Source organism: Microcoleus sp. MON2_D5, from assembly GCF_036701905.1.
GTDB lineage: Bacteria > Cyanobacteriota > Cyanobacteriia > Cyanobacteriales > Microcoleaceae > Microcoleus.
In genome coordinates, this window is record NZ_JAUBRM010000043.1 from 22,031 (window position 1) to 36,875 (window position 14,845).

A 14,845-nucleotide genomic window follows, 5' to 3' on the forward strand; every position below is an offset into this window, starting at 1 on the left:
AGTTAGCCGTTAACAACTAAGCACTGAAGACTGCTGACTGATTACTAGCTTTGTCTACCGCCCTTGCCGCGCTTGGAAGATTTGCGGCGGCGGCGGACGATTAAAGCGTCGCTGCGCTTGTTTTTGCGTCGAGTTTTTGCACCCAATGCTGGTTTACCCCAAGGAGTGACAGGCCCCGGACGTCCGATAGGAGCTCTGCCTTCGCCACCGCCGTGCGGGTGGTCTACCGGGTTCATGACACTACCGCGAACGGTGGGTCTGCGGCCTTTCCAGCGGGTGCGACCTGCTTTGCCGAGGCTGATGTTTCTGGCGTCTGTGTTGCCCACTTGACCGATGGTGGCGTAGCAGTCGGCGCGGACTTTGCGCTGTTCGCCAGATGGCAGTTTAAGGGTAACGTAGCTACCTTCTTTTGCCATTAGCTGAGCGCTGGAGCCGGCGGAGCGAACGATTTGTCCGCCTTTTCCGGGTACTAGCTCGACGTTGTGGATGCTGGTACCGAGGGGAATGTTCTTCAGGGGCAGGGCGTTACCGATCTCGATCGGCGCGTCTGGGCCTGAGACAATTACGGTACCGACGTTTAAGTTGAGCGGGTGCAGGATGTACCGTTTTTCGCCGTCTTTGTAGAACAGGAGGGCGATGCGTGCGTTGCGATTGGGGTCGTATTCGATCGCCTTGACGGTAGCGGGAATGCTGTGTTTGTCGCGGCGGAAGTCGATGTCTCTATAAAGCCGTTTGTGACCGCCTCCCCGGTGGCGACAGGTGATGACGCCTCGGTTGTTGCGGCCTTGTTTGGTGTGCTTGTTGTTGGTTAGAGACTTTTCTGGTTCTGATTTGGTAATTTCAGCGAAGTCCGAGACGGTTTGTTCTCGGGTGCTGGAGGTATAAGGTCGGTAAGAACGGATGCCCATAATCGATTTTAGATTTTAGATTTTAGATTTGGGATGCAAGGACTTGGCGGTTTTGGATTTTAGATTTGGGATTATTCAGTTAACTTGGTAACTTTCTGGGTTTGGTATTTTCACCAGTTAACCGCAATCTAAAATCTAAAATCTAAAATCCAAAATTGGCTAAACTTCTGGGAATAGGAGTTTGCGGATCGAGTCTCCGTCGGTCAGAGTTACGGTTGCTCGCTTGTAACAAGGTTTAAAGCCGACGAATTTGCCAACTCGACGCTTTTTGCGCGGCGGGTTTTGGGTGTTGACGCCGATGACTTTAACCTTAAATAGTTCTTCGATTGCAGCTTTGATTTGAGGCTTTGTCGCTTTGGGGGCTACGTCGAATGTGAATTGATTTAATTCCATCATTCGGGTAGCTTTCTCGGTGAGAATCGGACGCTGGATCAAATCTGCGTAGTCGCGGGGGTCGATTTTACTCACCGTAAATCTCCTGAATTTTAGCTATGGCTGTAGATGTGACGATAATTTTGTCAGCCGCGAGAACGTCGTAAACATTCAGGGAAGTTGCCAAGATGACGTTTACTAATTCGATGTTGCGTCCTGATAAGTAGACGTTTGGTTGCGGTTCTGGCAAGATTAACAGAACTTTTGTATCGGGTTCGATGCCCCAGCGGGATATCGCACTCAGCAATTCTTTGCTTTTCGGTCTCGGAAATTGCTCTGCAAATTCTTCAACCACAATGATGTCTTCGGTGCGACTTTGGAATGCTGTCCGCAAAGCGAGACGGCGTTCCTTTTTGTTCATTTTGACTTCAAAGTCTCTCGGTTTTGGCCCGAAGATGACACCGCCACCCCGCCACAGCGGAGAACGGATTGAACCTGCTCTGGCTCGACCCGTGCCTTTTTGACGCCAGGGTTTGCGGCCACCGCCTCTGACTTCCGATCGAGTTTTGGTGCAAGCATTTCCTTGACGGGCGTTATTCAGTTGCCGCGTCAATGCTCTGTGAACGATGTGAGAAGCATTTTCTTCTTTGGCTACGCGCAGTTCTAAAGTTGTTTCCCCAACTTCTTCGCCTTGCCAATTTCGGACTACACAATTAACCATATCTTTTGTCCTTTGTCTGTTGTTAGTTGTTAGTTGTCTGTTGTCTGTTGTCTGTCGTCTGTTGTCTGTTCTCAGGTCTTAGTTTTCAGCTCTTAGTTTTCAGCTTTTAGTTCTTAGTTATTGCTTGCTACTAATGGCCAACCACTATCTACTGACTGCTGACTACTGACTAATGACTACTGACTAACGTCCTACTTTTTTCTCAGGCACAACATTGACTAAGGCGCCAGCTTTGCCGGGAACTGCTCCCTTAATTAGCAGCAAATTCTGCTCTGTATCCACCCGGACAATTGTTAGTTTGCGGACGGTGACTTGAACGTTGCCCATACGTCCCGCCATTCTTTTCCCGGGATAAACGCGACCCGGAGTAGTTCCAGGTCCGATCGATCCAGGCTCGCGGTGGTTCTTGGAACCGTGAGACATGGGGCCTCGTTTAAAGTTGTGGCGCTTTTGAAAACCTGCAAAACCTTTACCGATGCTTGTACCGATGACATCTACTATTTGTCCCGGTGTAAAGGTATCTGCTTTTAGTTGTTGACCTAATTCAAATGAACTGGTGTCTTCCAATCGGTATTCCTGCAAGTGGCGCAGTGGATTCGCCCCCGACTTGGCAAGGTGTCCTAGTTCTGGCTTGTTGAGAGCCTTTGGTTTGACTTCGTTGTATCCAACTTGAACGGCACCGTAGCCGTCAGTTTGTTTTGTTTTGATTTGAGTTACTGTACAAGGCCCTGCTTGTATGACGGTGACAGGGATTGCTCTCCCTTCGGCGTCAAACACTTGAGTCATGCCTAGTTTAGTGCCAAGAATGCCTACAGACACGGATTTTTTTCCTTTTATTTACGCAAGAGGTTTCGGATTGCGAAAGTTACGTCAATCCGCTTGCTCTTGTGCAGAAACATTTATTTCAGTGTTCCTGCAATTAACTGTTATCAACCAACAGCCTTCCTCTGTGTTTAAAATTTGAGTTTTAAATTTGGGAGCGAGCTTGTGGAAGTCTTGCAAGGGTTGAGATTCGCGGCTTTTTACCGACTCTATCTCCGAGTTTTGTCTCGGTCTTGCTTGTTTGTGCCAGGACTTGAGCAGCAAACTACTCAGTATCCTTTACGGCGACAATTCACAATAGTACATGAAGTGTTTGCCGTTTGTCAAGGCCGGGATGAGAATTTTTCGGCTCAACTTTAGGATTTATAATATTTCCAGCTCGCAAGCAGCGATCGACCAAATTTTGATACAGCAGGAAACACAAATTTATGGGACTGATTACGACGGGATCTGATGTGATTCGGGATTTGGAAAAGTCGGGGTCGCTGGCCCTGTACGTTCCTTTAGAGGGAGGATTTGAGGGGCGCTACCTGCGGCGGCTGAGGGCTGCGGGTTACGGGGCGCACACGATCTCGGCGCGGGGTTTGGGTGATTTGGCGATGTATTTGACGGGGGTTCACGGGGTGCGGCCGCCGCATTTGGGCAAGAAAACTACTGGCAACGAAGCGGCCGTGGGTTATACGTGGTTCGTGCCGCCGATTTTGCAAACTCAATTAGACAATTTGCCGCCGAAAGCAAAAGGACTGGTGCTGTGGATTATTGAAGGGCACATTTTGTCGAATCAGGAGATTGAGTATTTGACTGTTTTGCCGACGTTAGAACCGCGAGTTAAAATAGCAGTGGAGATGGGAGGCGATCGAGCTTTTAGCTGGAAGCCACTTAAAGACGCTTTAGTTGCAGCTTAAATTCCGCTATTTGCGATCGCAAATCAACTAAAAAAACGCAGCGAGCAACAAAAGCTCAACAGCTTCTGCTCGCTGGTTTTGATATATTTGGGAAAAACTTAATTAACAGGAAAAATCTTATGCTTCAGAACCGCGATTATACCATAATCATTGACAAAAGCGGCAGTATGTACACGAAAGACCAGATGGGCGGTAAAAGTCGCTGGGCGCTCATGCAAGAATCGACGATCGCATTGGCGAATAAATGTGAAGAACTCGATCCTGATGGCATAACAGTTTATTTGTTTTCCGGTCGCTTCAAGCGCTACGACAACGTAACATCCGCTAAAGTCGTGCAAATTTTCCAAGAAAACGAACCTTCGGGAACTACGAATTTAGGTGCAGTGCTGCAAGATGCTCTGAACAGTTTTTTTGAGCGCAAAGCATCCGGTAAGACCAAGCAAAATGGGGAAACAATATTAGTGGTGACCGACGGGGAACCGGACGATCGCAAAGAAGTGATGAAAACGATTATAGAGGCTTCGCGGAAGCTCGATCGAGATGAAGAGCTGGCGATTTCTTTCATTCAAGTAGGGAATGCGCCGGAAGCTACTAAGTTTCTCAAGATATTGGATGACGAACTGCAAAGCGCTGGGGCTAAATTCGATATCGTTGATACTGTCACGATGGATGATATTGAAGGAATGACCCTGACGGAGGTATTGCTGAATGCAATAACTGATTGAGGAGGCGGGCGAATTTCCCGTGATTATATTGGGGGCAGTTGACCCAGCAGGATTTTTTAGGGGGTTTAAGTTATGGAATCGATCGAGCGCCTGTTAGGTGAACTTAAGGCAGAGTATCAAGCATCTCAAAAAATTGCTGAGTTGAAAAGTCAGGCGCCGGCGCAAGCACAAGCGCCGTCAAATGCAACATTTAAAACATCAGATATAAATTTGTATGCTAGTCCTTTGGATCGGGATTTAGCTCAAATTAAGGCTGAGTACGAATCGCAAAATAAAGCTCAGGAAGTCGCTTCACTGCAACCGCTTAAGGCTGAGCACGAAGCGCAAAATAAAGCTCAGGAAGTGGCTTCACTGCAACCGCGAACAGCAGAAAAAGTCGCGGGGCCGCAGTTGGACGTACAAACGCACAGACAGAAAGTTAGGCAAGCTCAGGTTTGGCTGAAAAAGTTGGATAAAAATTCCGATGAGGGATATTGGTTCGATCAGTTTGCTTTTAGGTATTCTTCGAGGATAGATGCGGCGATCGACTATTTGCAAGCTGTGAATGAGTTTGATTGATTGAACTACACGGTATTCACAATTTGTAAGGAGTTTTTTGGTTAACTGCCATCTCTATTTGTTGTAAAGGCACGGCAGTGCCGTGTCTTTACAAGACGTACAATAAATATCATTTGTATCACGCGGAATTTAGGATAGGGCAGTGCCGTATCCCTACAAATTGCCAGCAAATAAATATCATTTATAGGAACACAGCACAGTTATTTCCTGTGGCTGCGACCACCACGGGGAGGATTTATCCTATACTAAATTTTTGGACACAGATGTAGGATTCAACAAAAACAAAGCCGCCTTTTTTGCTGTATCTTCAGATAGCTGAATTTGTTTTAACTCAACAATACCTTCACTGATAAAAGTATCTCTCAAAGCAGCTTTTTCTCCACTGTTAAAACTCGTTTCGTAAAACACTTCTCTAATTCCAGCGGCAATGACTAATTTCAAACAATAGATGCAGGGTTCTAAAGTGACGTAAATACTAGCCCCAGCAGTAGATATACCGTGTTTGGCAGCTTTGGCGATCGCATTTGCTTCCGCGTGAACCGCCCTTGATGGCAAAGTTTTACTGGCGTCGCAACTACTCAAACCAGGATAGCAGAAGCCTTGAGTAGTACAGTGTGCCGAACCTGACGGCGAACCGTTGTAACCCGTTGCTAAAACTTGCCTGTTTTTAGTTATCACTGCGCCTACGGGAAAAGCCAGACAAGTCGATCGAGTGGCAGCCAATTTTGCTAACATTAAAAAGTATTCGTCCCAGGTCGGTCTTTCTTCTTCTAAATTCATCTTCGATCCTGAATGTATTGCTCGCTCGTTTTCAGACACTCGGCCGCTTTCTGCAATTCTATTCCTAAATAACCAATATGCTCGCCTTTGATGGCAGGGGAAGCCGCACAAATTTCTCGCACTAACTTGAGAGGGTTTTTTCCCGAATAACAGGTGACAACTTCGCCGCTGCCCGGGGTGGTTTGCGTGACTACTATCTGATTGTCGGCTACTTCCACTAAAAAATTGCCTGCTGCATCGAAAAAGTCTCGATCTTCGCAGATTTTAGCATATTGGGTTTGAATTAGTCGATCGGCATTTTCAAAGGTATCGTCATACAAGTGAGCCGATTGACTCAGCGTTACCAACGGGCCCATTGTCAAATTATAATCGGAACGCCTCGCAATTTCATCTCGAATGTGCTGCTGCAAAGCCCGCAAACCCATTGCATTGGCCGGCCAAGCCGCAAACATATCGTTACTGCGGAGAGTTGCAGTTAGCGATATTTCACCATCCACCACTCGCACCCAAATGTGATTTAAACAAGGACTGCCGCTGTGCTGGTGGTCGGAGGAACCGTCAGGTCTTCTGTTGATATTTCCGCCGGCATCCCACAAACTAATTACAGCACTTGCAGCATCAATTTCTTTAATTAGTTTCGCAATCACTTCTTCAATTTGATCGCGACCAAACCACGACCGCATCCGCTGTGCGTAGGTATATTTAATGCCTTCGTTATACGGGGCATCTTCCAGCATTTGCGGTTTGTACTGTTCGAGGAAATCGCGGTCGATTGGTAAGTAATTCGGTTCGGGAAAATAGAACTCGGCAGGTTCATCTGTAATCACTGCCATTAAGTCAATTAATTCTTGCCATTGTCCGTCGTAACCAGTCGGTCGCAAGGTGCCGGTGGTCTTAATTCGGTGGATGATTTTTACCCAAGTTTCGGCGATAGTTTTGCCTTCGATTCTGTGTCCGTATTTCTGACCGGGGAGTACAGTCGGGACGATTTCGACTAGCGGAAAAGTTACGGGTTCTCCCCAAGGTTCAACAGATTCTTTTTGGGAATAAGACTTGACAAAGGTCACTGTCTCTGCTATATTTTTGGCGTCTTTCCATTCTATTGAATGACGCAATAGTTCTAAGGCTTCTGCTGCTATTTCAATATCAATGTAGCCAAATATTGAAGATTTAATTAGCCAGCAATCTCTACCAGTATCGCTTTTGCCTGCTTCAAAGCCGTTGCGAAAAAAGTCGAGCAAGCACGCTGCCGCACCCGAATTGCGGTCTTCTTTGGTAGCGTTGAGAATTACTAAAAAGCGGACGTGGGGATTGCACAGCAAGTTTCTAATTAAGAAGTTGATGCCGCGAGTAGGAGAGTACAGTTGTCCGATCGCAGCATATTCTTGAGGTTGTAAATGTTTGCCGATCGCACTTTTTACTGTCCAGCCGCTGACAATGGCTGTTTGCCCCGTTCCACAAATTAATTGATTGGGTTTGTATAGGGGTTTGTACTCAAATTTATTGACGAGATTTGTGGCTGTCATGGTTTATCGTTTTTTGCACCGCGTACTACTATATCAATAGTGTGGATGGTTTGAAGGGGCGATATCAATCATCTTTATGCCGCCGCTGCAACGATTTGTTATGCTGCGTCAACGCAGATCGTTGCCTGAATGTCTTTTACAGCGAGCTCCTTCACCGGAATTGAAATCACAAACTCTGTACCTTCACCTAAAGTTGAGTTGACTTCTAGAGTTCCAGAGTGTTTCTGGACTACGATTTGACGAGCGATCGCCAATCCTAGTCCTGTTCCTTGCCCCACGCCTTTGGTGGTAAACAGATGCTCAAAGATTTTTGGCTTCACCGCATCCGTAATGCCAATCCCATTATCCTGAATTCGGATCACGGCCTGAGATTCCGACAATTGCGTCTTGACAGTAATCTGGTTGGGGTTAGCTTTGATCTGAGCAAAATTGCGTCCTTGATTTGATTCCTCAAGGGCATCGATCGCATTGGCCAGCAGATTCATAAATACCTGATTCAACTGTCCCGCAAAGCATTCTACCTGTGGCAGATCGCCATAGTCTGTGATGACTTGAATTTCCGGGCGACATTCGTTGGCTTTGAGGCGATGCTTGAGAATCAAGATCGTGCTGTCAATGCCGTCGTGGATATTGTAAGGAATGGGGCGATCGCAATCCGAACGCGAGAAGGTTCTTAAACTGGTGCTGATTGTGTGAATGCGATCGACTCCTTCTTGCATCGAATCGATCAACTTGGGTAAATCCTCTTGTAAATATTCCAAATCTATTTCCTCCACAAATTCCTGTAGTGAGGCACTTGGATAAGGGAGTTCTTTTTGGTAGAGTTCAATCAAATTAAAGAGGTCTTGAATATAGTCTTGAGCGGGTTTCAGATTGCCAGCAATAAAGCCCAGCGGGTTATTAATCTCGTGGGCGACACCCGCCACTAAATTGCCCAACGCAGACATCTTTTCGGTTTGGACTAAATGAAGCTGAGACTGTTGCACTTGTGTGAGTGCTGCTTCTAAATCAGCCGTTTGCTCAGCTACACGCTGTTCGAGATTTTTAGTTAACTCCCGTAGCTGCAAATGAGTTTTCACCCGTGCTAGCATCTCCTTTTCTTGAAAGGGTTTGGTGATGTAGTCCACAGCACCCAGGACAAATCCTTTCTCCTTACTGTCGGCATCGGAGAGAGCGGTCATAAAAATGATGGGAATACTGGCTGTGGTGGGATCTGCCTTCAGACGTTGGCAGGTTTCAAAGCCGTCAATTCCTGGCATTTGAACATCGAGCAAGATCAGATCGGGAGGATAAGCTTGGACTCGCTTAAGAGCGCGATCGCCGTTGATTGCGGTTGCTACTTCGTACCCCGCATCACTTAAGGTTTCACAAACCACTTCTAAGTTCGCAGGGGTATCATCCACCACCAGAATTAATCCTGGACTATACATCGGTTTTCTCCTCTGTGAGGTGTTGTTTCAGTAAGTCTTCAATCTCTTCGTCTTTAAATTGCTTTGCAAGCTGAAGAATTTGTGAAGCAAAATCAGCGTAGCGAGGGTTAGAGTGAGCAATATGCTCTGTGTGTTCTCGTAGCCGTTTTAAGTTGCCTTGCTGTGCCAGTGCTAATAAAGTTTTTAACTCCTCCCTGGTAGGAATAATCCTCTCTGATATCTGCAATCCAGTTGTTAGAGTGGATGGCCGATCGTTTGATGTCGTTTCATAGTTCCACTTCAATTCTAAATAAGTTGCTAAGAGATTAAATAATTCGCTGACTTCTACGGGTTTTGCCAGGAAATCATTTCCTCCTGCATCTAAACTCATCCGGCGATCGGCTTGTGATACTGATGCGGAAGAGACGATGATCTTATGGTGTTGCAAATCATTGGCACTGCGAACCTGTTTGAGCAGTTCCAAGCCGTCCATGACTGGCATCGCTAAGTCTGTGATTACTAAATCAGGGGATAATTGTCGGATTTTTTCTAATCCTACTTGTCCGTTTTCGGCTTCAGTCAGTTGAAATCCCAATGGTTCTAACAAGTTGACGATAATAGCTCGGTTTTCCCAACGATCGTCTACCACAAGGATGCTGCGTCGTTGTCCTTCATAACCGATAATTTGTTTGCCAGTTGTAATCGAGTTTTGCTGCGCCCAATCGGTGGCACAAGCCATTTCCACCTCAAAGAAGAAGTCACTCCCAACTTCGGGTTGGCTCTTAACTTGGATTTGTGCGTTCATCAGTTGGACAATCTTTTGACTGATTGCCAGTCCTAAACCCGTACCCTCGGCTTGGCGTTGGCGATCGCCCACTTGTTCAAAAGCCTGGAAGATTTTATCCAACTGATCGCGCGCAATTCCAACGCCCGTATCCTCAACTTGAAATTTGATTCGGTGAGTGGACGGAGTGGCATTATTCTCAACTACAGTAACCTTGAGCGTGACCGAACCTTTATCGGTGAATTTAATCGCATTTCCCAGCAAGTTGAGTAACACCTGACGCAGCCGTTTTTCATCGGCAAAAATCCCTTCAGGCAACTGTGGATCGGGATCGTAAACGAAGTCAATGTTTTTTTGGTCGGCACGAATGCGGCAGATTTCAGCGACACCTTGAAGGAATGAGGGAAAGTGAATCGCTTGAGGTGCGAGTTCTAATTTACCGGCTTCAATTTTGGACAAGTCCAACACATCGTTGATCAGCATCAGCAAATGAGAACCGCACTGGTGAATGATTTCTACCCCATGACGTTCTTTTGCTGGTAAGGCTTTGGAGCGGCTAAGGATTTGAGCATAGCCCAGAATGCCGTTGAGGGGAGTGCGGAGTTCGTGGCTCATGTTGGCGAGAAACTCGCTTTTTGCTTGGTTTGCGGCATCGGCTAGCCGTTTCGCTTCTTTCAGTTCTGCGGTGCGTTCCTCAACTCGGCTTTCTAGTTCGATAAAGGAGGTTTTGAGTTGACCCGCCATCTGATTAAAGGAATCTGCCAGCGATTCTAATTCCTTGATGCCTCGCACCTGAACTGTTTGATCGAGTTGACCGGAGCTAATTGCCTCACTCGCCTTTTGCAATTTCAAAACAGGTTTGGTAATCCAGCGAGAGGTGAAAAATCCCAGAACAGTTGCTATAGCCAATGCACCCAAACACAGCAAAATTGTTGTGCGCGTGTTGGCATTGATTTGTGCCATAAAGTCAGACTCAGGAACAACAACAACTACGAGCCAATCTAGCCCCCACTCATCTTTCCAGGGGGCAACTCGAACGAACTCACGTTGACCGTCAAGCACATACTCAAAGGTTTGACTTTGTTGAATTTGGTTGAGATTATTAAACTGCTTAGTGAGCTCTTGGGTCGTTGCCCGAATCAAAGCATCTTGGCTATTAGAGGCATTGAGCCGTGTTGCCTTGCCATTAACAAGCTTGTAAGGATTTTCTTTAGCAGAACTAGCAATGATGAGTCCGGTGCGTTCCAAAATGAAGGTTTTCCCGGAAGGACTCACCTTCAACTCTCTCAGAAAGTTGCTGATTTGACTTAACCGTTGGTCAACGCCAACCACTCCGATTAATTTTTTGTTTTGGTCATAAACCGGACTGTTGGCAGAAATGGACAGAGTATAGGGGGGAGATTGCCATTGATACACCGTCCATAACGGCTGTCCTGCGCGGGCGGGTTCTCTGTACCAACCTTCTTCTTTGGGGATGTAGGGGCCGTTATTGATCGCCAGTGTGGTGCGTTGTCCCTGAGTGTTGGTGTTATAGATATACCAGTCTAAGTTGCCGTTGCGCTGCCGAGAAACTTCATCCACTGTGACCCGACCATCTTCAAAGAAACGCCCCGCACCTGCAAAATCTCCTGTGGTGTAGGCAAAGCTAATGTAGCCGATGTCATGTAGTTTTAATTGTTTCCAGAAAAATTGACCTAATTCTGCAGGGTCTTTTGGGTCAAGTAACCCTAGCTCAATGGCATCTGCGTTTGTTTGGGCAAGATTACGAGCCGTATCGAGTTGAGTTGCGAGATGCTGATCGATGCGTAAGCTCACTTCGCTGCGTAAGCGAGTTGCCAAATCATTAATTGCCTGCTGCCCATTCCGCAAGGAAATATATCCGGTTAGTCCAACGGCGGCGAAGATTTGGAGGACAAATGGAACGATCAGGAGCGATCGCAGGGAAAGTTTGTGCTTAGGTTTAGATATCAGGGATGAGTCTGGGATAGACATGGCAGTGGCTTCTATAAAAAATAGACTTTGAGGAATTGCTAGCTCAATGTTCAATCCACCTTGGTAAAGTTTTTCAAGGGGCTTCAAGTCCTGGCTAGACACCGACGCTAACAATTAATGTCGTACCTCCAACGACCAGTCGCATTAGCAAGTTGCGAGTTGCTTTCTCTTTTTCATGGAGAGCAACAATGGCTGAGTTGCTTGATGTGCCGTTGCTTGGTGCAGTCGGTGGCAGGCGGTTATCAGCTTTGATCTGTTAGCCGACTGTTTTTTTTAGTAGATCGGGCGATCGTTCTGGCTCAAATTTAAAGGCGATCGCACTCCACCAACAATCTCTCAACCCCATTCCAATCGAAGACTACCGCTTATAGAAAATCCCAAAGAAAGCCCTGGGCTTTTAGTCGTGGGATGAATCTGCTTACCCTCTAGAGTCAGTCCTTTTCAGTCTACGCCGCAGTCCCCTAATCAGATGTTAACTGTATCAATACTTCAAAGTTACCTTTAGCTCTATCTTAAACTCGATTTAATCATTCCCACATTTTCATTAAACCAGCCTTAAGCTAAAGTTTCTCACCGTGAGTTTCTCTTTTTAGGAGTTTAATAAATTAGTTTAACAAATTCCTCAAGCCAACAATTCACTGACGGCTACGCTAAAACCTGCAAGCACACTTTGACTGTTAACAACTTCATCGCCATTAAACAACCGCCAGCGTTGCCCTGCATTGACAAATATTAATCTAGCTTCAGGAAACAGCAACCAAACTTCTAAACATCCCGATTCCAAATATTCCTGAGCTTTGGCAAATAACTCTTCGCCACTGTCTTCGGGGGAAGCAACTTCCGCTATCAAAGGAAAACTTTGGGAAAATGCTGTAAAATTGCCCGATTGTGGCAACAATTCAGGAGTAATGTAAGCAACGTCGGGACGGCGACCTTGCTTGTTAGTGCGGCAAACGACTTCTGTAACAACTTCTCCTCCCTGTCCGCTGGAATTTTTGTAATTTCTCCAGGATGTAGATAATTTAGATTGAGCGAGACCGTGCTTGAATGTCATGCCTGTTTTCTCCAATAAGTTGCCGTCAACCCACTCCATTCTATCAGGAGGCTTGACTAAAAACTCTTCGAGAGATATGACTTTTTTAGGCTCAGATTGTGGCGGAATTTCTGCTGTATTTTCTAATTTGGGCGGTAATTCTGTGTCTAAGTTTTGGTCGGCATTTTTTGGTATAATTATAGTAGCTGTCATGCTCGCAACCTCTGCTTAACGATTATAAGTTTACAAGCGATCGCTCTCGATCGCATCTTTATGATCTTATGGAACTGGGTAGATTTTGTCTTTGCAACTTAGCCCTACAATTTATATATCATAGCAATTGACAAAGGTGACTTTCATGATTCTCTCAAACCGTTTTTCTGAAGCCCTCACCTATGCCGCCGAATTGCACGCTACCCAACTTCGCAAAGGTTCCGGCGTTCCCTACATTGCCCATTTGTTGGGCACGGCTAGTATAGCTTTAGAATATGGGGCAAATGAAGATGAGGCGATCGCAGCTTTGCTTCACGATGCGATCGAAGATCAAGGTGGCGCCACCACCCGCGAAGCCATCCGCCGCCGCTTTGGCGATACCGTCACAGCGATTGTAGACGGGTGTACCGACAGTGACGCGACGCCGAAACCCCCTTGGCAGCAACGAAAACAAGCTTATATCGATCGCATTTCTACAGCTTCTGCCTCAGTAAGATTAGTCTCGGCTGCTGATAAACTTTATAATGTTCGATCGATCTTGAAAGATTACCGTCAATTGGGCGACTTGGTTTGGGAACGCTTCAAAGGGGGCAAAGACGGTTCTCTCTGGTATTATCGTTCTTTAGTAGAAGCCTTCCGCAAAGCTGAGTTAACGCCTATAGTTGAAGAATTAGACCGCACAGTTTTAGAACTGGAACAGTTTTCTGAAGGCTGAAGGCTGAAGGTAAAAAGCACTAATTATCAATTACCAATTACAATTAAAAAATGGCAAATGTTCGCTTAGAAAATATTACCCGACGCTACCAAAACGTCACCGCGATCGAAAATATCAGCTTCAAAATCCCGGACGGAGAATTTTGGGTATTAGTCGGCCCGTCCGGCTGCGGTAAATCGACAATTATGCGGACAATTGCAGGTTTAGAAACCGCCACTTCCGGCAATCTTTACATCGGAGATAATTTAGTTAACAACATTCCGGCGAGACAGCGGGATGTAGCAATGGTGTTTCAAAATTACGCGCTTTACCCGCACATGACTGTCGGCGAAAACTTGGCATTTGGATTGCGGATGCGGAATGTTGACCCGAGTAAAATTCAAGAACGAGTCGAAACAGTCGCCCGATCGCTCTCGATCGACCACCTCCTCAAGCGTAAGCCCAAACAGCTATCAGGCGGGCAGCAGCAGCGGGTAGCACTGGGAAGGGCGATCGCCCGCGAACCGAAAGTATTCCTTTTAGATGAACCGCTTTCTAACCTCGATGCTCAACTGCGAGACGACACTAGAGCCGAGCTCAAACAACTGCATCAACGGCTGGGAATTACCACAGTTTACGTCACTCACGACCAAGTGGAAGCGATGACTTTAGCTGATAAGATTGTAGTCTTAAATGGGGGAAAAATTCAACAAATTGGAGACCCGCAAAGCATTTATGCCAAACCAGCTAACCGCATGGTTGCCACATTTTTAGGCAATCCCGCCATGAACATTTTGCCGGCAATTTATACTAACGAATCCTTTCAAGTGGGAAATCAACATTTAGCCTGTCCGCCCTCGATTCAGAAAAAATTGCAGGCGAGAGAAGGACAAGGATTTGATTTGGGCATCCGTCCTGAAAATATAGAAATGTTTACGCCACCAAACGCAGTAGAAGATGATTTGAAAACCGATGTTTGGGCATTAGAAAAAGTCCCCCTCGATGTAGAGGTAAAAGTAGTGGAACCTCTGGGGCGAGAAACTTTAATTCGGGCGAGTTTGCCTTTGGTGAGCGCTGAAACTACTGTACAGTTACAAATACCTGCGAGTGTTCGCTTGCGATCGGGCGATCGGCTGACGGTACAGCTTGACTTCGATCGACTATTTATATTTGACCCTTCCACCGGTGAAGCGCTGTATCCTTAACGGGCTTGAACAGGGCTTACGCACGGTTGGCCAGCAACCAGGTTTTTTTAGTCGCAGTGGGTAAGTCCTGTGCAATCTCCAATCTCAAATCTCAAATAGACTGAGCCTTCTAGTGGGAAAGTCTCGATTTCTAGTTACAAAACTTTACACTTGACATTTATTAATTTACGAAGTAATGATACACTTAGTATTGGCACA

The 14,845-nt window shown here is 46.3% G+C and carries 14 protein-coding genes; 5 read left to right on the forward strand and 9 right to left on the reverse strand.

The features are described 5' to 3' along the window. Nucleotides 1-44: 44 nt before the first annotated feature. From rplB to rplC, 4 genes are all read right to left on the reverse strand, one after another. Nucleotides 45-908, reverse strand: a complete 864-nt coding sequence (rplB, locus tag QUA47_RS17215) for a 50S ribosomal protein L2 (protein ID WP_333281702.1) — start codon at nucleotides 906-908, stop codon at nucleotides 45-47. 159 nt (nucleotides 909-1,067) lie between these two features. Next, nucleotides 1,068-1,376, reverse strand: a complete 309-nt coding sequence (locus tag QUA47_RS17220) for a 50S ribosomal protein L23 (protein WP_006634999.1) — start codon at nucleotides 1,374-1,376, stop codon at nucleotides 1,068-1,070. After that, nucleotides 1,369-2,001 (reverse strand): 50S ribosomal protein L4, encoded by a 633-nt coding sequence (gene rplD, locus QUA47_RS17225; RefSeq protein ID WP_006635000.1) that lies wholly within the window; start codon nucleotides 1,999-2,001, stop codon nucleotides 1,369-1,371. Before rplD ends, QUA47_RS17220 begins: the two co-directional genes overlap by 8 nt. Before the next feature lie 183 nt (nucleotides 2,002-2,184). Further along, complete coding sequence (rplC, locus tag QUA47_RS17230) at nucleotides 2,185-2,820, reverse strand: 50S ribosomal protein L3 (RefSeq protein ID WP_333039608.1); 636 nt, start codon at nucleotides 2,818-2,820, stop codon at nucleotides 2,185-2,187. A 431-nt stretch (nucleotides 2,821-3,251) separates the two neighbouring features. Here rplC and QUA47_RS17235 point away from each other — a divergent pair, with 431 nt between their 5' ends. From QUA47_RS17235 to QUA47_RS17245, 3 genes are all read left to right on the forward strand, one after another. Next, complete coding sequence (locus QUA47_RS17235) at nucleotides 3,252-3,728, forward strand: NAD(P)H-quinone oxidoreductase subunit N (protein WP_006635002.1); 477 nt, start codon at nucleotides 3,252-3,254, stop codon at nucleotides 3,726-3,728. A gap of 119 nt (nucleotides 3,729-3,847) precedes the next feature. Continuing rightward, a complete protein-coding gene (locus QUA47_RS17240) occupies nucleotides 3,848-4,453 on the forward strand; it encodes a VWA domain-containing protein (RefSeq protein WP_333431624.1) in 606 nt (201 codons plus the stop codon). 72 nt (nucleotides 4,454-4,525) lie between these two features. Then, nucleotides 4,526-5,011, forward strand: coding sequence for a salt stress protein, Slr1339 family (locus QUA47_RS17245; RefSeq protein WP_333431625.1), 486 nt, complete (start codon nucleotides 4,526-4,528; stop codon nucleotides 5,009-5,011). A 240-nt stretch (nucleotides 5,012-5,251) separates the two neighbouring features. Here the strand turns inward: QUA47_RS17245 and QUA47_RS17250 are convergent, their stop codons facing one another. The 5 genes from QUA47_RS17250 to QUA47_RS17270 all read right to left on the reverse strand — a co-directional run bounded on the left by QUA47_RS17250 (nucleotide 5,252) and on the right by QUA47_RS17270 (nucleotide 12,748). Continuing rightward, nucleotides 5,252-5,791: a dCMP deaminase family protein gene (locus QUA47_RS17250; protein ID WP_190658002.1), complete on the reverse strand. Its 540-nt coding sequence runs from the start codon at nucleotides 5,789-5,791 to the stop codon at nucleotides 5,252-5,254. After that, nucleotides 5,788-7,317 (reverse strand): thymidylate synthase, encoded by a 1,530-nt coding sequence (locus tag QUA47_RS17255; protein WP_333431626.1) that lies wholly within the window; start codon nucleotides 7,315-7,317, stop codon nucleotides 5,788-5,790. The genes QUA47_RS17250 and QUA47_RS17255 overlap by 4 nt, the downstream gene beginning before the upstream one ends. A gap of 98 nt (nucleotides 7,318-7,415) precedes the next feature. Next, nucleotides 7,416-8,747 (reverse strand): response regulator, encoded by a 1,332-nt coding sequence (locus tag QUA47_RS17260; RefSeq protein WP_333431627.1) that lies wholly within the window; start codon nucleotides 8,745-8,747, stop codon nucleotides 7,416-7,418. Beyond that, on the reverse strand, nucleotides 8,740-11,502 hold the full coding sequence (locus QUA47_RS17265) for an ATP-binding protein (RefSeq protein ID WP_445302522.1): 2,763 nt from the start codon (nucleotides 11,500-11,502) through the stop codon (nucleotides 8,740-8,742). Before QUA47_RS17265 ends, QUA47_RS17260 begins: the two co-directional genes overlap by 8 nt. A gap of 622 nt (nucleotides 11,503-12,124) precedes the next feature. Continuing rightward, nucleotides 12,125-12,748, reverse strand: coding sequence for a Uma2 family endonuclease (locus QUA47_RS17270; RefSeq protein ID WP_333431629.1), 624 nt, complete (start codon nucleotides 12,746-12,748; stop codon nucleotides 12,125-12,127). A 145-nt stretch (nucleotides 12,749-12,893) separates the two neighbouring features. Here QUA47_RS17270 and QUA47_RS17275 point away from each other — a divergent pair, with 145 nt between their 5' ends. Together QUA47_RS17275 and QUA47_RS17280 are read left to right on the forward strand one after the other, a co-directional pair. Beyond that, nucleotides 12,894-13,463 carry an HD domain-containing protein gene (locus QUA47_RS17275; protein WP_333431630.1) on the forward strand — a complete coding sequence of 190 codons (570 nt, stop codon included), beginning with the start codon at nucleotides 12,894-12,896 and terminating at the stop codon, nucleotides 13,461-13,463. A 50-nt stretch (nucleotides 13,464-13,513) separates the two neighbouring features. Further along, nucleotides 13,514-14,647: an ABC transporter ATP-binding protein gene (locus QUA47_RS17280; RefSeq protein WP_333431631.1), complete on the forward strand. Its 1,134-nt coding sequence runs from the start codon at nucleotides 13,514-13,516 to the stop codon at nucleotides 14,645-14,647. The last annotated feature ends 198 nt before the right edge of the window (nucleotides 14,648-14,845 follow it).